General features: G+C 59.1%; 15 protein-coding genes, 1 tRNA gene and 1 pseudogene. 15 read left to right on the forward strand and 2 right to left on the reverse strand.

What is annotated here, in order from left to right:
* Window positions 1-134: 134 nt before the first annotated feature.
* Window positions 135-767, reverse strand: a complete 633-nt coding sequence (locus ACQRAQ_RS08095; RefSeq protein WP_427794491.1) for a C39 family peptidase — start codon at window positions 765-767, stop codon at window positions 135-137.
* Window positions 768-1490: 723 nt separating this feature from the next.
* On the opposite strand from ACQRAQ_RS08095, the gene ACQRAQ_RS08100 reads away from it, so the two are divergent.
* The 14 genes and pseudogenes from ACQRAQ_RS08100 (at window position 1491) to rbr (ending at window position 15774) form a co-directional block, all read left to right on the forward strand.
* Window positions 1491-2942: an APC family permease gene (locus tag ACQRAQ_RS08100; protein ID WP_427728889.1), complete on the forward strand. Its 1452-nt coding sequence runs from the start codon at window positions 1491-1493 to the stop codon at window positions 2940-2942.
* 131 nt (window positions 2943-3073) lie between these two features.
* Window positions 3074-4351 (forward strand): metal-dependent hydrolase family protein, encoded by a 1278-nt coding sequence (locus ACQRAQ_RS08105; protein WP_154518625.1) that lies wholly within the window; start codon window positions 3074-3076, stop codon window positions 4349-4351.
* 117 nt (window positions 4352-4468) lie between these two features.
* Window positions 4469-5854 carry a sensor histidine kinase gene (locus ACQRAQ_RS08110; RefSeq protein WP_427728891.1) on the forward strand — a complete coding sequence of 462 codons (1386 nt, stop codon included), beginning with the start codon at window positions 4469-4471 and terminating at the stop codon, window positions 5852-5854.
* A 39-nt stretch (window positions 5855-5893) separates the two neighbouring features.
* The gene (locus ACQRAQ_RS08115; protein ID WP_427794492.1) at window positions 5894-6628 is read left to right on the forward strand and encodes a LytR/AlgR family response regulator transcription factor; all 735 of its coding nucleotides are present in this window, start codon (window positions 5894-5896) and stop codon (window positions 6626-6628) included.
* 92 nt (window positions 6629-6720) lie between these two features.
* Entirely contained in the window at window positions 6721-7665 is a 945-nt protein-coding gene (locus tag ACQRAQ_RS08120) for a zinc dependent phospholipase C family protein (RefSeq protein WP_427794493.1), read from the forward strand.
* A gap of 101 nt (window positions 7666-7766) precedes the next feature.
* Window positions 7767-9026 carry an MFS transporter gene (locus ACQRAQ_RS08125; protein WP_427794494.1) on the forward strand — a complete coding sequence of 420 codons (1260 nt, stop codon included), beginning with the start codon at window positions 7767-7769 and terminating at the stop codon, window positions 9024-9026.
* 170 nt (window positions 9027-9196) lie between these two features.
* Window positions 9197-10384: a glycosyltransferase gene (locus tag ACQRAQ_RS08130; protein WP_427794495.1), complete on the forward strand. Its 1188-nt coding sequence runs from the start codon at window positions 9197-9199 to the stop codon at window positions 10382-10384.
* The gene (locus ACQRAQ_RS08135) at window positions 10381-11724 is read left to right on the forward strand and encodes a histidine kinase (protein ID WP_427794496.1); all 1344 of its coding nucleotides are present in this window, start codon (window positions 10381-10383) and stop codon (window positions 11722-11724) included. Before ACQRAQ_RS08130 ends, ACQRAQ_RS08135 begins: the two co-directional genes overlap by 4 nt.
* A gap of 72 nt (window positions 11725-11796) precedes the next feature.
* Window positions 11797-12513 carry a LytR/AlgR family response regulator transcription factor gene (locus tag ACQRAQ_RS08140; protein ID WP_154518646.1) on the forward strand — a complete coding sequence of 239 codons (717 nt, stop codon included), beginning with the start codon at window positions 11797-11799 and terminating at the stop codon, window positions 12511-12513.
* 94 nt (window positions 12514-12607) lie between these two features.
* On the forward strand, window positions 12608-13075 hold the full coding sequence (locus ACQRAQ_RS08145) for a YfcE family phosphodiesterase (protein WP_427719507.1): 468 nt from the start codon (window positions 12608-12610) through the stop codon (window positions 13073-13075).
* Window positions 13076-13289: 214 nt separating this feature from the next.
* Window positions 13290-13367, forward strand: a tRNA-Asp gene (locus ACQRAQ_RS08150).
* A 342-nt stretch (window positions 13368-13709) separates the two neighbouring features.
* Entirely contained in the window at window positions 13710-14195 is a 486-nt protein-coding gene (locus ACQRAQ_RS08155) for an RrF2 family transcriptional regulator (protein WP_154518481.1), read from the forward strand.
* A 21-nt stretch (window positions 14196-14216) separates the two neighbouring features.
* A pseudogene (locus tag ACQRAQ_RS08160) lies at window positions 14217-15121 on the forward strand (adenine glycosylase).
* A 113-nt stretch (window positions 15122-15234) separates the two neighbouring features.
* A complete protein-coding gene (gene rbr / locus ACQRAQ_RS08165) occupies window positions 15235-15774 on the forward strand; it encodes a rubrerythrin (protein ID WP_154518486.1) in 540 nt (179 codons plus the stop codon).
* Between the two features lie 142 nt (window positions 15775-15916).
* Here rbr and ACQRAQ_RS08170 read toward each other — a convergent pair whose 3' ends face one another.
* Window positions 15917-16102, reverse strand: a complete 186-nt coding sequence (locus ACQRAQ_RS08170; protein ID WP_427794497.1) for a hypothetical protein — start codon at window positions 16100-16102, stop codon at window positions 15917-15919.
* Between the two features lie 26 nt (window positions 16103-16128).
* On the opposite strand from ACQRAQ_RS08170, the gene ACQRAQ_RS08175 reads away from it, so the two are divergent.
* Window positions 16129-16476, forward strand: a 348-nt coding sequence (locus tag ACQRAQ_RS08175; protein ID WP_427794498.1) for a hypothetical protein, incomplete at its 3' end; no start/stop codon positions are given.

The raw sequence follows: 16476 nt of genomic DNA on the forward strand, positions 1-16476 counted from the left end.
TCTTGGGACAGTCCTTTTCGGCAGTGCGAGCGGTCGTCTGCAAAGACCGTCCCCAGTGGCTAGTCATTTAATGGCTGGTCATTTAAGTCTGTCCCCAATGACTAGTATTGGCCATTTAAGTCTGTCCCCAATGACTAGTAGTAGGCCCACATGGCTTCGATTTCGTTGAGGACTTCTACGATGCCCCAACGGCGGGCGCTACGGCTGGGCGAATTGGGATCGTAGACACCGATTTGGTCGGCGTCGTCAATGCCGTAGAGCACGATGTAATGACCCACGTTGGTAAACGTGCCGGGACGCACGACGGCGATTACGGGGGCACCCGAGCGCAAGGCCTGGGCCATCGAGTCTCGGTTGTTGTAGAGCTGCGTCCCGTTAAGCCCCAGCTGCGCGGCGCCGCTCGTCATAAACGACCACTCGGTGGCACCGGTGGGGGCATAGTTGCCCGCCTCGGAAAGGGCGCACATATCGACCGGTGTCATATCGGTGCGCCCCGTTTTAAAGATGTAGATCATGGTGAGGCAGGTGGGTCCGCAGCCGTTTTGGCGGATAGTTCCGCCGGCGTAGGGCAGCTCCGACCATGCGGGGTCGATCTGGTAGATATGCGGCATGGTGCCGGCACTCCACTGCGAACGTGGGGTCGAAAAAACAAACGAGTAGCCGGGTGCGACTGGGGCTTTGAGGAGCTTTTCCTCGGCGGTGGGCTCTAGGCCGGCAGAGCCATGCGAGGCACACGACCCCAGATACACAAATGCCAGACATGCCATGATGGAGCACAGGGCAAGACAGAGACGATGAATCTGCGGATTGGCGGCCCGGCCGCGTCCCAGCGGCCGTGGCTGCTTTGCGCCGCGTCCGCCGCGGGGCTTCGAAAAGAAACGGCTGATGTGGTTGTCAGACTTTCGCCGATCGATTTTCTGCCGCCGAGGCACTTCGGCCCGGCGTTGACGGTTGCTCGAGCATGGGCGACCCGCCTGACGCGTGCTGGTATTCTGCGGCATAGACGACGAGGGGCGATCCTGCGGACGCTGCGGCCCGTCGTTGTCAGAAACACTCCTGGATGCTGGCGTGGTACGCCCGGCAAGGCGAACGTTTCGCTGTCGTTCGCCGCCGTTGTATTCGTATGCCATTTGCACCGCCTCGTCTCATGTATAACCCGTCCATCCTACAAAAAAGACGTGCAGCAAATGAGGACATACACCAAAACCTCGGTAAGCGGCATGGACGGGAGCGAGCCTGGCGCCATAAAGCGACGCCCTCCGCGAGCGATTGAGTCGCGTCATCAAAACGGACGCCCGCACCGAGTGGCGCCCCTCGCCGTTCGTCCCAAAAACGGCGCCGCTCGTTTTGCAGTTCTGCCTTCGGTCGAGCTACGAGTGGCGTTGCTGTGCCAAGGCCGTATCTTAAAGCCATGAAATAAAAAGTGCGCGGCAAAACAGGCCGTGCAAGGGGTGACGCCAAGGGGCGTCAGAAAGGAAAGGAGGGGAACAATGGCGGACAAGAACGCAGAAGTTGCAGTCGAGGATACCGGCGGCATGAAGAAAACGCTTTCGCTCTGGAACTTCTTCACCATCGGTTTCGGTGCCATCATCGGTACCGGTTGGGTTCTGCAGGTCGGCGACTGGATGGTCGTGGGCGGCGGTCCCGTTCCCGCTATGATCGCATTCCTCTTGGGTGCAATCTTCCTCGTGCCCGTCGGAGCTGTTTTCGGTGAGCTTACGGCTGCTATCCCCATCTCGGGCGGCATCGTCGAGTATGTCGATCGTAGCTTTGGCCGTACACTGAGCTACATCACCGGTTGGCTCCTGGCCCTGGGCAACGGCATCCTGTGCCCGTGGGAGGCCATTGCCATTTCGACTCTCGTGTCCGAGATGTTCGGTAGCCTGCCCGGTCTTGAGTGGCTGCGCGCCATCAAGCTCTACACCATCCTGGGCGCCGACGTTTACCTGTTCCCGACGCTGATCGCGCTCGGCTTTGCAGTTTACGTCATCTTCCTCAATTTCCGCGGTGCCAGCTCGGCCGCCAAGCTCCAAGCCTTCCTGACCAAGGCCCTGCTCTGCGGCATGCTACTCGCCATGGGCGTCTCGCTGTTCACCGGCTCGCCGAACAACGCCATGCCTGTGTTCTCCCAGGTCGCCGGTGCTGGCGGCGGTAAGGCCGCCACCGAGGGCACCAGCCTGTTCGCCGGTATCGTGTCGGTCCTGGTTCTGACCCCGTTCTTCTACGCCGGTTTCGACACCATTCCTCAGCAGGCTGAGGAAGCAGCCGAGGGCCTTAACTGGAACAAGTTCGGCAAGATCATCTCCCTGGCCCTGCTGGCCGCCGGCGGCTTCTACATGGTCTGCATTTACTCGTTCGGCACTATCCTTGACTGGCATGAGTTTGTTAAGAGCCCCGTTCCCGCGCTTGCCTGTCTTAAGGGCATCAACATGCTCCTGTACCTGGCCATGCTCGTCATCGCCACGCTTGGACCCATGGGCCCGATGAACTCCTTCTACGGCGCCACGAGCCGCATTATGCTCGCCATGGGCCGCAAGGGCCAGCTGCCCGAGAAGTTTGCCGAGGTCGATCCCAATTCCGGTGCTCCCAAGCTCGCCTGCGTCGTTCTGGCCATCATCACCGTCGTCGGTCCGTTCCTGGGCAAGAACATGCTCATCCCTCTGACCAATGTGTCGGCTCTCGCCTTCATCTTCTCCTGCGGCATGGTCGCTCTTGCCTGCCTGCGCATGCGCTTCACCGAGCCCGACCTACCTCGTCCCTACGAGGTGCCCGGCGGCAAGTTTGGCATCAGCCTCGCCATCGCTGCCTGCGCCATCATCATCGGCCTGCTCGTGATTCCGTTCTCTCCCGCCTCCCTCAACATGGTGGAGTGGAGCATCGTGATCGGCTGGTTGGCTATTGGCCTGGCTCTCATGGCTTTCACCAATTCCCGCAAAAAGTAACGCTGAGCCGGGGCGGATTGGGTGCGCGGTGCCCTCTCTCCCGCGTACCGAACCCGGCATCACTTGGGTAGCTTTGTGAGGCCTTAACCCAACACGGCCTCACCCACTATATGGATCCATAAGGAGGAACCATGTCCACTAAGTATGCAATCGTTGGCGGCAAGCTCATCGACGGTACCGGTGCCGAGCCGGTCGAGAACTCCCTCGTTCTCGTCGACGATAACGGCAAGATCGAGTACGCCGGTGTTATGCAGGACCTTCCCGAGGGCGTTGAGGTTATCGACGCCGCCGGCAAGACTGTCCTTCCCGGCCTGATCGACACCCACCTGCACTTCTCGGGCAACCTGACCGACGATGACACCGATTGGGTCATGCAGCCGCTCCTCGAGAAGCAGGCCGTCGCCGTCAAGCAGGCCTACGACTGCCTCACCCACGGCCTCACCACCGTCTGCGAGATCGGCCGCTTTGGTATCCAGATTCGCGACTGCATCGACAAGGGCGTCTTTAAGGGTCCGCGCGTTCTGGCCACCGGCCTCGGCTTCTGCCGTGTTGCCGGTCACGGTGACTCCCACCACTGCACCCAGGAGCTCAACAAGGAATCCCATCCCTGGGGCGACCAGGTCGACGGTCCTTGGGATCTGCGCAAGGCCGTCCGTCGTCGCCTGCGCGAGAACCCCGATGCCATCAAGATCTGGGCTACCGGTGGCGGCATCTGGCGCTGGGACTCCGGTCGCGACCAGCACTATTGCTCCGAGGAGATCCAGGCCGTGGTCGAAGAGGCCAAGATGGTCGGTATCCCCGTGTGGAGCCACTGCTACAACAACCACGCCGCCGCCTACGATTCCGTTCGCTTTGGCTGCGAGCAGCTGATTCACGGCTTCGATATCGATGAGCGCACCATGGACCTCATGGCCGAGCAGGGCACCTTCTTCACCCCGACGATCGCCTTCCTGCCCACCTGGTACGCCACCTATCCTCCCGTCTACGTCCCCGAGCTGCACGACAAGTACGAGGGTACCCTGGTCGAGAAGGAGCTGCAGCGCAACTATGACTGCCTGCGCGAGGCCAAGAAGCGCGGCGTCGTCATGACGATCGGCTCCGACTCCTTCTCCTTCGTCACCCCGTACGGCACCTGCTCCATCGAGGAGATGTACGAGTTCGTCGACAAGATCGGCTTCACCCCGGTCGAGACCATCACCTGCGCCACCCTCAACGGCGCCAAGATGTGCCACATCGAGGACGAGACCGGTTCCATCGAGGCCGGCAAGTGCGCCGACCTGCTGGTCGTCAACGGTGACGTCGCCGCCGACATCCACGTGCTCAACACCGACAACATGGACGTCATCATGAAGGACGGCTGGATTGTCGAGGCCGGCACCTTCGGCGAGCCAAACAAGTACAGCGCCTAAGCTACCGTTAGTCGATGGCTGGATGTAAAACACAGTTTTTGATTGCATAATGCAATGGAGAGGGTCGCTTGCGGCCCTCTTTATTGCTATCGGTACTACGGACAAGAGGGGATGACGGTGGATCTCAATAGGCTGATTCTGGGCAAGAGTTACAACTCTACCAAGGTCTTTCGTACGGCCCAGCATGTGGTTCAGGCCATCCTACTCGGTGTTGTCGTTCCGGCGCTTATCTTGCTGCTTATCTGGGATTTAACCGATAATCCCAATCCCGTTCCAGGCGTTGTCGTTATTGCCGGCCTGGTCATGCTGTGCTTCTTCTTCTCGTATGTCTTTGTGGTCCCCGATGACCTCACATCGAGCGCAACCGACCGCACGCTCGCCATCGCATCAAAAATATTCGCCTACACGTCGCGCGGCCTTACGCCCGAAGCGGCCCTGGGTGCCTCTAAAATCATCCTGTCCGAGACCATCGCTTCTGCCATCTGCTTTACTGACGGCAGGCAGGTGCTGGCAAGCTGGGGCGAGGACTCGGCAAAGTGCCCTGCCGGAACCCCGGTAGTGCTCAAGACCACGCTCAACGTGATTGAGACGGGCGAGCAGAGCGTGTTTTCGCGTGATGCCTCCAATGAGACGGGCGGCTATTTTCCCCGTCTGCGTGCCGGTATTGTCGCGCCGCTTAGCGTGCGTGGGCATTGCGTGGGCACGCTCGAGCTGTATTACCCCCGCCTGAGCAGCATCGATATGCGCCAGACGGCGCTTGCCTCGGGTTTTGCCGATCTCATTTCCACGCAGCTCGCCAGCTTTGAGCTCGAGCGCCAGGATGAGCTCACGGCCCGCGTTGAGCTCCGCGCTCTGCAGTCGCAGGTCGATCCGCATTTTCTATTCAATACCATTAGCACGATCGTTTCGCTCGTTCGAACCGAGCCCGACAAGGCGCGATCGCTGCTGATCGACTTTTCCAACTACTATCGTCAGACGCTTTCTGATTCCGATACGCTCACCACGCTCGAGCACGAGGTGGAACAGGGCACCCGTTATATCAATCTTATGCAGGCCCGGTATGGCGACGGCCGTCTGCGCGTTTCGGTCGACATCGACTTTGAGGTGCGCGACAGCCTGGTGCCGCCGTTTATCTTGCAGCCGCTGCTCGAAAACTGCATCAAGCATGCGCAGCGCGAGACCGAGCCGCTTTCCATTCGTGTTAGGGCTTTTGAGACCGATGACGGCTTGGAGATCATCGTCGAAGATGATGGCATCGGTATGAGCGAAGAAGTCTGCGCGCATCTGTTTGAGCAGCATCGCCGAGAGGAGCCCGAAAGCATTACCGCCGACGGCTCCGTCAAGCGAGGTTGCGGCCTGGCGCTCTTCAACGTGCTTCAGCGCATCCATTTCTTTTACGGAGAAGATTCTGGCATGCGCGTGAAGTCCCAGGAGGGCGTGGGAACGCAGGTCATCGTTGAGTTGAACGGCGAGCCGCATGAGCCGGCGCCGCTAACGGTGTAGCACGCGGTTGGATTGAGAGAAAAAAGAGGGGAAGCGCATATGTCCGAAGGCTGGAACATCTTGGTGGTTGACGACGAGCCTCCAATTAGGGCTGAGCTACGTTATCTGTTGGAAAAGGATGCGCGTGTGGGCCAGATTGCCGAGGCGGGCAATGTCACCGAAGCCGTGGAATCGATTCTGTCGAACAAGCCCGACGTGCTGTTTTTAGACATTACCATGCCCGGTCGCTCGGGAATTGAGCTTGCCGAGACGCTTCAGAACCTAAAGACACCGCCGGTCGTGGTGTTTGTGACGGCATTTGCCGAGTATGCGGCTGACGCCTATAACCTCGATGCCGTCGATTACATCGTAAAGCCGGTCGAGGATGCTCGCCTGTCAAAGGCGCTCGATAAGATCGAGACCGCCCTGGGCGCTCGCCGTGTCGTCCATGCTCCGCGCCAGCCTTTGCGCCTGACGGTGGATCGTGGGGGTAAAAAGGTGTTCATTCCCGTGGCGGATGTCTGCTACTTTGAGGCGCGCGCCGATTTTTGCAACGCCGTCTGCGCCGAGGGAACATATCTGATCAATGAGTCGATTTCATCGCTCGAGCGGCGCCTGGCCTCCGAGGGCTTTATCCGTGTCCACCGCAGCTATCTGGTCAATTTGGAAGACGTGCACGATGTCGAGATCGGTTCTACGGGTCTTATGGAACTCAGACTCGATCGCGTAACCTCGACGGTGCCCGTGTCCCGTCGTCGCGCTGCCGAGGTTAAGGCGCGCCTGGGGCTTGTGTAGACGGTCCGCATGCCATCGTTTGCCGACGCGGGTTTGGCATGGCCACACGGTGGGCATAATGGGTGACATCGAATGAAATCGAAAGGATCATTATGCCTGCGCTTATTACGCATCATCTGTTTGGCGAGGAAAGCATCGATCGTCTGCCGCAGGGCGTCATTACGTCCGACGAGGAACGCATTGCCTTTATCCTGGGCAACCAGGGTCCCGACCCGTTTTTCTTCCACATCCTGACGCCGCGCGTTTCCGACTGCACGCTGCTGGCGCAGGCCATGCATCGCTCGCGCATGTCGCGCCAGTTCTCGTGCCTGCGCGACGGCGTGTCCCATCTGCTCCCGCGCGACGCCAACTTGGGCCGCGCCTTTGCGCTGGGCCTGCTGTCGCACTACGTGCTCGACCGTAATGCCCACCCCTTTGTCTACGAGCAGCAGTTTGGCATTGTCGAGTCCGATCCCGAGCTGGAGGATTCGGGCAGCCAGGTCCATGCGGTGCTCGAAAGTGACCTGGACGTGCTGATGCTGCAGCTCAAGCGCGACGGGGCCACGGTCGAGGACTATCCGCCGGCGGGCGAGATCGTCACCACCGACCGCATCAATCGCGTGGCCGGCGTGCTGATGAGCTATGTTGCCGGGCGTGTGTACGGTATCGATATCCCAGCGGGGGAGTACGGTGCCGCCGTTGCCGACATGCAGCTGCTCTATCGCGCCATTGAACCGGCGGGCTCGGCCAAGACGCGTGCAATTGCCCTGGTCGAGGGTCTAGTACACGACTACTCCCTGCTCGATGGCCTTGCTCACCGCGTGACGACCGAGCCGCCCGAGCGCACCGGCAATCTGGGCCATCTGACGTGGAAGAACCCCTTTACCGATGAGGTCTCGAACGAGAGCTTCCCCGAGGTCTTTGACCGCGCGCTGGTCGATTACGAGTGCACGGTCACCCGCTTTATCGAGACCGGCGATATGGAGGCCGTGACCAACCACGTCAATTACAGCGGTCGCGTGCTCGACGCTGACGAAGAGTTCGACCGCGAGGAGTAGGGCTCGTGCGTGCCCCTTTGCCGAATCCTTACCGGTGCCTCTGTGCAATTGGGGTACGATGAATTGACTGCATATCGGGCGAATACGAAGGGTCCCTGTCCATGAAATACACCAAGCTCGAGCGTAACTGGGTTATGTACGATGTGGGCAATTCGGCCCTCGTGTTGCTCAACACCTCGGTGGTGCCCATCTACTTTAACGCCATCAATACCGGTGCTTCCTCGGCCGATTTGGTGGTCGCTTGGGGTAGCGCGCAGACGATTGCCTCGCTGGTCATTGCCATGCTCATGCCCATTCTGGGCGCGCTTGCCGATTACGCCGGCAACAAGATCAAGTTTTTCTTGGGCTTCTTCCTCACGGGCTTGGTGCTTTGCCTGGCGCAGGCTATCCCAATGTCCGCCATGGCATTTTTGACCGTGTACGTGCTGTGCACCATCGGCCTTAACTCTTCTATGACGTTCTATGACGCCATGCTGCCCGACATTACCACCGACGAGCGCATGGACGCCGTGTCCAGCTCGGGCTATGCCTGGGGCTACATCGGTTCCACCGTGCCGTTTATCATCTGCCTGGCGCTTATCATGGGTGGTCCCGCTCTTGGCGTCCCCACCATGCTGGCAACGCGTCTGTCGTTTGTCATCACTGGTGCCTGGTGGCTCATCTTTACCCTGCCGCTCATTCGCAGCTATAAGCAAAAGTACGGTCGTGAGCGCGGTCCCGAGGACACCATCGGCCACATCGTGGGCGGCGTGTTCTCCGAGGTCGTACACACCATGCGCGAGATCGCCCACAACAAGACCGTGCTGGTCTACATGATCGCGTTCTTCTTCTACATCGACGGTGTACACACGGTCATTTCCATGGCAACCAGCTACGGTTCGGCTCTGGGCATCGACTCGACCCAGCTGGTACTGGCCCTGCTCGTTACACAGTTCGTGGCCTTTCCGTCCGCTATCATCTACGGCAAGCTCGCCGGACGCGTGGGCACGCTCAACATGATCCTGGTGGCGGTCGCCGCCTACATGGGCATTGTGCTGTTCGCCGCGTTTTTCCTCAAGACCGCCTTTGAATTCTGGGTGCTTGCCATTATGGTCGGCCTGTTCCAGGGTGGCGTGCAGGCACTCAGCCGTAGCTACTTTGGCCGCATCATCCCCAAGGAAAAGTCCAACGAGTACTACGGCTTCTTTGACATCTTTGGGCGCTATGCAAGCGTTATGGGCACCTTTCTGGTGTCGGTCGTCACCTCGCTGACCGGCAACCCGTCGCTGGGCGTTCTTTCCATTGCTGTGCTGCTGATCGTTGGCTTTATGCTGCTGGCCCGCCTGTCTCGCATGACTCGAGCGGCAGAGCATGCCGCATAGGAGCGAGCGGCTATTGTGCCTGTCCGCGGTACTCTTTTGGGGTTATCCGCAATAAACATTGCGACTTGCGAGCAATGATTTGCCCAAGTGGGTATGATGGAATCAGCTAGGTCGCGGGGCGTCGCCTGTGTTTGGCGGCGCCTCGTTTTTGTGTTGCAGGGAGGGAAGGCATGAACGCCACAGTTGTGATTCCAACATATTGGGCGGGCGATGATGCCCATGCAAACGCTCCCGGTGTCTATGACCACTCGACGAAGCTCAACGCCGCCAATCCCGAGCTCGATCGCTGTCTTGCTTCGCTCGAGCAGGTACGCGATATTCCGCGAATCATCCTTTTGGTGGTCTGTCCCATCTCGGCCACGGCGGATGTGTCGAAGCGCGTACGCGAAATCGTCGACGCGCACCCTACGCTCAAAGTTACCGTAGTCACCAATACCCAGGCATCGCGTATCGCCGACCGCGTAGCGCAGATTGCGCCCAAGGGTTCGGGAGAATGCGTGAGCCTGCGCGGCTATGGCGCCATCCGCAATATGGGACTTGCCTGTGCCGCCGTGCTGGGTCACGATGCCGTCATCTTTTTGGATGACGACGAGACTGTCATCGATGCCGACTTTATGAAACGCGCGACTTACGCGTTGGGGCAGCAGACGCGTCAGGGCCTGCCGATCTTGGTTAAGAGCGGCTACTTTTACGATCGAGACGGATCGCCGCTGGCCCCCACGGACAAGGTGGGCATCTGCCACCGTTGGTGGACCAAGCGTATCGAGTTCAATCGCTGGATGAAAAAGGCGCTCTCGGGTACCCGTATTTCGCGTTCAAACTATGTGTGCGGCGGCCTTATGGCCCTCCATGCCCGCGCCTTTACCCGCGTGGCATTTGACCCGTTTATCACTCGTGGCGAGGACCTGGACTACCTCTTTAATATGCGCATATTTGGCTACGACGTATGGTTTGATAACGAGTGGACCGTACGCCATCTGCCGCCCGAGTCCGAGAAACGCTCGCCGCGCTTTATGCAGGACGTGTACCGTTGGTACTACGAACGTGCCAAGCTAACGTTTGCCGCGCATCAGAAAGAGCTCATTCCCGTTACAGCCGCGTCTCTCATGCCCTATCCGGGCCCGTGGATTTCGCGCGAGCTTGACGATCGCGTGCGTAAGACTGCCATGGTCCGCAGCATTTTTACCCGCGAGCACGAGGGATACCTACGCATTTGGCGCCACGGTATTGACGAGGCCAGGACCTACGCACGCCAAAACGCCGCAAGCTACCTGCGTTTCCAGAGCTTCTGGCCCAAGATTATGGATGGGCTCTGGCGTGACGCCCAGCTGACCAGCATCCTGGAGGGGACTGAATGATCGACCGCCGCGCCCAGCGCGATAGTTCAATGTCAATCTTTCGCATCATTGCCGTATCCTGCGCCATTTGTGTGCTGGTGTACTTTGTTTTTGCCCTGGCGACTGGAATCGAGCCAATCGCGACCGTGGTCGCCTGTACGCTGCTATGCATCTTCCTGTGTATCTTTATCTTTTTGACGCTCAATCCCGATTCGGTTCGCTCGCAGTACACCGAGGAGACGCTCTCGGTGGCCTCGGCCATGCTCGAGGACATTAAAGGCGGTCTGACGCAGGAGTCAGCACGTCTGGTATGCCAGCGCATTTTGCCCGAGACACGCGCCATGACAGTTGCCGTTACCGACGAGAGCAACGTACTGGCCTGCGCGGGCGAGTTTGAGGAAAAGCTGCTGCCCAATTCTCCCATTCATACGCTCGCCACGCGCTACGTCATCGAACACGGTATCGTCCAGTCGTTCAACCGTGTGGTGGACGTGGTGGGTTCGGATGGCTCACACAACCAGGTCCCCGCTGGCATCATCGCACCCATCAAGGTGGGCGACCGCACCGTCGGCACGCTCAAGTTCTATTACAAGACCCCGCGTGCCGTCGACCGTACCCAGTATGCGCTCGCCTCGGGTTTTGCCGAAATCCTGTCCACGCAGCTCGCCATTCACGAGCTCGAGGTGCAAAAGGAGCTCACGGCCCGTGCCGAGGTGCGTGCCCTGCAGGCGCAGATTAACCCGCACTTCCTGTTCAACACGCTCAACACCATCGCATCGTTTACGCGTACCGACCCGCTGCGCGCCCGCGAGCTGCTGCGCGAGTTCTCCTCGTTCTATCGCGCAACGCTCGACAATTCGGGCTCGCTCATTCCCGTGTCGCGCGAGGTCGCACAGACCAAGCGCTACCTGACGTTTGAGAAGGCGCGCTTTGGCGAGGATCGCGTGCTGGCGACCTTTGACGTGTCCGAGGACGTCGAGGACACGCTGGTTCCGGCATTTGTGATCCAGCCGATTGTCGAGAACGCCGTGCGTCACGGCATGGGTGATGCCAGTGCGCTGAAGATTGACGTGACGGTGCGCAGGGATGGTGACGATGCGATTTTGATTTCGGTGGCCGATGACGGTGTGGGCATGGACGAGGGCATCGCTGCCAGACTGTTTGACGAGCGCTCTGCCCGTCCCGACGCCAGCTCCCCGCAGGGTGGCGGCGCCGGCGTTGCCATGCACAATATTTCGGAGCGCATTCATCGCTTTTATGGGCCGCACTCCTATACGCGCGTCGAATCGGCGCCGGGTAAGGGCGCTAAAGTGCTCCTACATCTCGATTTGTCGGAGAGCATCTTCGACATTCAAGAGTAGAATAATTGGTCACGGGCTTAACGCCGGTTGGCGTATGCCCGACGTAGTTAGTTGACGAAAGGTTTTATCCCCATGCTGCGTGCGATGATTGTGGATGATGAGGCCCCGGCCCGTTCGGAACTTCGCTTCTTGCTCGAGCAGACGGGCAAGATCGGCACGATCACAGAAGCGTCGAGCGTTCGCTCCGCCATCGAGATGCTTATGGAGAGTCGCGTTGATGTCGTGTTCCTCGATATTTCGATGCCTGGCGCTTCGGGTCTGCAACTTGCCGAGGCGCTGCATAAGCTTAAGAATCCGCCGGCGATCGTGTTTGTGACCGCGTACAGCGATCATGCGGTTGAGGCGTTTGATGTGGATGCCGTCGACTATCTGATGAAGCCGGTAGAGGAAGCCCGCCTGGATCGTGCAATCGAGAAGGTCATGCAGCGCACGAAGCCCGTTGCGGACAGCAAGGTGACCATCGAGCGCATCCCGGTGGAGAAGGGCGGCCGCAAGGTGCTCATCCCCGTGGACGACATTCGCTTCATTATGGCCAAGGACGATTACTCCTGTATCTATACCGTCGACGACCGTTTTTTGTCGACGACCTCGCTGGCACAGTTCGAGGCCAAGCTCTGTGATTTTGGCTTCTTCCGCGTTCACCGCCGCTATATCGTTAACTTGGCGTGTGTTACCGACGTCGAGACGGTTCCCTCGGGCGCTATCCAGCTGGGCATTACGGGCGTCGACGAACGCGTACCGGTTTCGCGCCGTCGCGTCGTACCGCTCAAGAAGGCCCTGAGCCTCTAGCACACCGGCCCCGCAGCCCTGTAGACCAAAATCGTCTGCGGAGCCGCGGGGCTTTTTGTATGAATGCACCAAATCGTTTTGCGGAAGGGATCCCATGAACAGTGCAAGCGCCAAGCGTATCGACATCATCTCGGACACCCACGGTTATCTGTCGCCCGCGCTTTTAGATGAGTTGAGCGGCGCGGACCTGATTATCCATGCCGGCGATCTTACGTCGGAGATGGACTACGAACATCTGCGAACCATTGCCCCCGTGCGAGCGGTTCTGGGCAATAACGACTACTACCGTGATTACGGCCCCGAAGTGGACCGTCTGGCGCTCTTTAGCTACGAGGGCCTTAAGTTTGCCGTAGCCCACTACCGCGAAGACCTCCCGGTGGGATCCGTGGACGTAGCCATCAACGGTCACACTCACGTAACCAAAGAGGCCCAGGTGGGCCGCTGCTTGGTCCTCAACCCAGGCAGCGCCAGCTACCCCAGGGGCACCCGGGGCCCCACCATGGCCAGAATGCTCGTCAAGGACGGCAAGATTCTCAGCACCAAATTTATTGACCTAGAGTAAACGCAACAAAAACGGGGGATGCAGATTGCATCCCCCGTTTTTCTTTGAGCCAAAGGCCGAAGTTCAACAACAACCATCAGGCAACCCCGCCCCGGAGACCCTCCCGGAGGGACCCAAAAAATATTTTCAAAAAAGTTGTTGCGCGGCGAACAGACTTCTGTGTATACTAATCCCCGCAGCGCACGCGAGCGGAAACAAACGCGAACGACTGCCTGGGGAGTTAGCTCAGTTTGGTTAGAGCGCCGGCCTGTCACGTCGGAGGTCGCGGGTTCGAGCCCCGTACTTCCCGCCAACGCAATTAAAGCCACGTCTTCGGACGTGGCTTTTTGCGTTTAATAGGACAACCGCTCGGCCGTCCCTTTCATTCTGCTCCTTGTTTCCGAAATGCGGAAATGAATTAAGTATATCGGTTTAAACAGGGGGGGGGTTTGTTGCGCAACACTCGTTCAATGAAACAGGGGGTTAGGTTATACTAAATTCCACTGCAGGCCTAATCTGATGCAATTTGCTTTGGATTCGACCTTCAGCGGACATCTAATTCACTATTTGGTTGTCCCGGCGGTTATTTAGCGTCTCGACGTAAGCTCGGCCCCGGAGCCCGTTCGAGCTGTTCGTATTCCTTGAAAGGGGAAACATGGACATATCGAGGAAGACTGATTATGCCCTCCGCATGCTTGCGATGCTTGCCGAGGAGCCGGAGCGGTTGCTTTCTGTTCGCACTGCTGCCGAAGAGGTCAATGTTCCGTATTCGTTTGCCCGTTCGATCCAACACGGTTTGGTTCAGGCCGGTATTGTGGAGAGCCTGCGTGGCGTCCACGGCGGCATGCGTCTTAAGGTCAACCCGAGCGAGGTCACTATCCGTCAGGTCGTCGAGGCCGTTCAAGGCCCTATGGTTATGAATGATTGCACGGCACTCGATGGCGACTGTGCACGCAGGGGCACGTGCTGCTATCATCCCCTGTGGGCTGGGGCCCAGGCGCTGATGCGTGACTACCTCGATTCCGTTTCGCTGGACGATGTCGTCGCTCGCCGCCAGTTCCCCGCCGTCGATCCCAAGTTCGCCGACCGCGACGCCTTTCCCGAGTATGCCGTTTGCGCGTGTGCTTGCCGGGAGGAGTAGCGCCGCATAAGGAGCATAGCTATGATTCAGGACCCCTTTCGTTCGATGATTCGTTCGGAAGGGGTTCTGCGTTATCGCGACCTTCCGTGGCGCCGCACACGCGACCCGTACATCATCTGGCTTTCCGAGGTCATGCTGCAGCAGACGCAGGTTCCACGCGTAGAGATGCGCATGCCGGCATGGCTCGACCGCTTTCCGACCGTGCATTCTCTCGCCCAGGCCGCTCCTTCTGATGTTTTGGACGCTTGGCAGGGCATGGGCTACAACCGCCGTGCTTTGGCGCTCCATAAGGCTGCGCAGCGACTCGTGGAGGACTGGGATGGGGAGTTTCCGCGTGATACATGCGACCTGGTCGCGCTGCCCGGTATTGGGCCCGCAACGGCGCAGGGCATTCGGTCGTTTGCGTTTGATCTTCCGGGAGTGTACCTGGAGACCAATGTGCGCACGGTCTTTCTGCATCACTTTTTTCCTGACGTTCCGTCTGTTCCCGATCGCGAGTTGGTGCCGTTGATCAAGGCGGCCTGCCCGGCGGCGCCCGGTGCGGCGGCGGATGAGGCCGCTCCCTTTGCCGTGCCGCTCGACGATGCCGATACGCCGCGCGCGTGGTATTACGCGCTGCTGGATTACGGCGCGTATCTTAAAAAGACGCTGCCCAATCCGTCTAGGCGCTCGGCGGGCTACAGCCGCCAGTCCAAGTTTGAGGGCTCGCGTCGGCAAAAGCGTGCCCATATCGTGCGCATGCTGCTTGCAGCTCGCGACGGACAGCCAGCGGGCATAACGCTTGTTGAAGCGTTACAGACGTTAACAAGATGGAGGCCGCAGCGGGTCGCGAACCGGTTGGTTGCGATTTTATTGCGGGTATTCTTGCCGACCTGGAGCGCGAAGGCTTTTGTCGTGCCGAAGGCGAGCGCTGGCTGAGTGTGTGATGACGCGAATTTGCAGAACAGGATAGTAAGGTTTAGATTCTCGGCATGAGGGTATCCTAAAGACAATGCCGCTCAAAGTCTGTGGGCGGCGCGTATTGAAGGGAAGTACACCTATGGATTTTGAGAATTCTCAAACCAAGAAGAACCTCGAGACCGCTTTTGCCGGTGAGTCCCAGGCGCACACCAAGTATCGTTACTATGCATCCAAGGCCAAAAAGGACGGCTACGTTCAGATTTCGAATATCTTTGCAGAGACGGCGGGCAACGAGTCCGAGCATGCCAAGCTGTGGTTTAAGTACCTGCACGACGGTGCTGTTCCGGATACGCTGGACAACCTGCGCGATGCCGCCGCGGGCGAGAACTACGAGTGGACCACGATGTATGACGAGTTCGCCAAGACCGCCGAAGAGGAGGGTTTTGCCGAGATCGCCGCGAAGTTCCGTGGCGTTGGCGCTGTCGAGAAGGCTCACGAGGAGCGCTATAACAAGCTCGTCGAGCGCATTGAATCGGGCGAGGTGTTTGAGCGCGAGGGCGTAAAGGTGTGGAAGTGCCTGAACTGCGGGCACCTGCATGTTGGTGCCAAGGCGCCCGAGGTGTGCCCGGTTTGCAACCATCCCAAGGCGTACTTTGAGGAGCAGGTGGTGAACTACTAGCGCGTGGCGCTGGCTGCGCTCCGGCTTCGGGCCGTCGCGTGCTCGCTACAGAAAAGCTGATAAGAAGTTTGTGTGCCGCCCCTTATGGGGCGGCACGTTTTGTTTGGGGCCCCTGTCTTCACAATTTCCGTCAAGCTTTTGGTTAGGTTTTGGTCGGATGGTGCAAGGGCGAGAGGGCAAAAGATTGCTGGCGAAAAAAGCTCAAAGAAAGTGCTGGTAGGGGAGTTGTTGAACTTTTCGACAGTTTTCTGACAAAAGAATCTTTGCGGCTATTGCCGCGGATTTCGTTGCCGCGGCCGCGATGGTGCGGGATGCTGGGCGCAAGCATCGAATGCTCCTATTGAGGAGGCCAACATGGATCTGTTTCTTGAGACCCCGCAGCAACAAGCCGAGCGCATGCTGCGCCAACAGCAGCGGCTTATGGAGATGCAAATGCAAGGGGCAGCCGTCCAGCCTCCTGCGCAAAACGCCGCGCCCGCGGTATCGTCTGCGGGTGAGGTGGACCCAGGAGCCTATTCCGTACAACAAGATTCATATGCGCAGGAGCTTGCGTTCGACAAGCGTCGTGCGCGTCGCCGTCGCTGGGCCCAGCGCCTGCGTACGCTGGCGATGATCGTGCTGATCCCGTTGGGACTCGCGGCAATCTTCTTGGCCTCATATGCCCTTACGTGCATTCTCAACGGCGCTTCGCCCAGCGAAGTG

The organism is Collinsella sp. SGI.178, assembly GCF_050313495.1.
Classification (GTDB): domain Bacteria; phylum Actinomycetota; class Coriobacteriia; order Coriobacteriales; family Coriobacteriaceae; genus Collinsella.

Bases quoted from the DNA above. Each gene is read 5' to 3' on its own strand.
- ACQRAQ_RS08135 (WP_427794496.1), top strand. From the start codon at position 10,381: ATGATCGACCGCCGCGCCCAGCGCGATAGTTCAATGTCAATCTTTCGC.
- ACQRAQ_RS08145 (WP_427719507.1), top strand. From the start codon at position 12,608: ATGAACAGTGCAAGCGCCAAGCGTATCGACATCATCTCGGACACCCAC.
- ACQRAQ_RS08115 (WP_427794492.1), top strand. From the start codon at position 5,894: ATGTCCGAAGGCTGGAACATCTTGGTGGTTGACGACGAGCCTCCAATT.
- ACQRAQ_RS08095 (WP_427794491.1), bottom strand. From the start codon at position 767: ATGGCATGTCTGGCATTTGTGTATCTGGGGTCGTGTGCCTCGCATGGC.
- ACQRAQ_RS08170 (WP_427794497.1), bottom strand. From the start codon at position 16,102: ATGCTTGCGCCCAGCATCCCGCACCATCGCGGCCGCGGCAACGAAATC.
- rbr (WP_154518486.1), top strand. From the start codon at position 15,235: ATGGATTTTGAGAATTCTCAAACCAAGAAGAACCTCGAGACCGCTTTT.
- ACQRAQ_RS08100 (WP_427728889.1), top strand. From the start codon at position 1,491: ATGGCGGACAAGAACGCAGAAGTTGCAGTCGAGGATACCGGCGGCATG.
- ACQRAQ_RS08130 (WP_427794495.1), top strand. From the start codon at position 9,197: ATGAACGCCACAGTTGTGATTCCAACATATTGGGCGGGCGATGATGCC.
- ACQRAQ_RS08140 (WP_154518646.1), top strand. From the start codon at position 11,797: ATGCTGCGTGCGATGATTGTGGATGATGAGGCCCCGGCCCGTTCGGAA.
- ACQRAQ_RS08105 (WP_154518625.1), top strand. From the start codon at position 3,074: ATGTCCACTAAGTATGCAATCGTTGGCGGCAAGCTCATCGACGGTACC.
- ACQRAQ_RS08155 (WP_154518481.1), top strand. From the start codon at position 13,710: ATGGACATATCGAGGAAGACTGATTATGCCCTCCGCATGCTTGCGATG.
- ACQRAQ_RS08125 (WP_427794494.1), top strand. From the start codon at position 7,767: ATGAAATACACCAAGCTCGAGCGTAACTGGGTTATGTACGATGTGGGC.
- ACQRAQ_RS08120 (WP_427794493.1), top strand. From the start codon at position 6,721: ATGCCTGCGCTTATTACGCATCATCTGTTTGGCGAGGAAAGCATCGAT.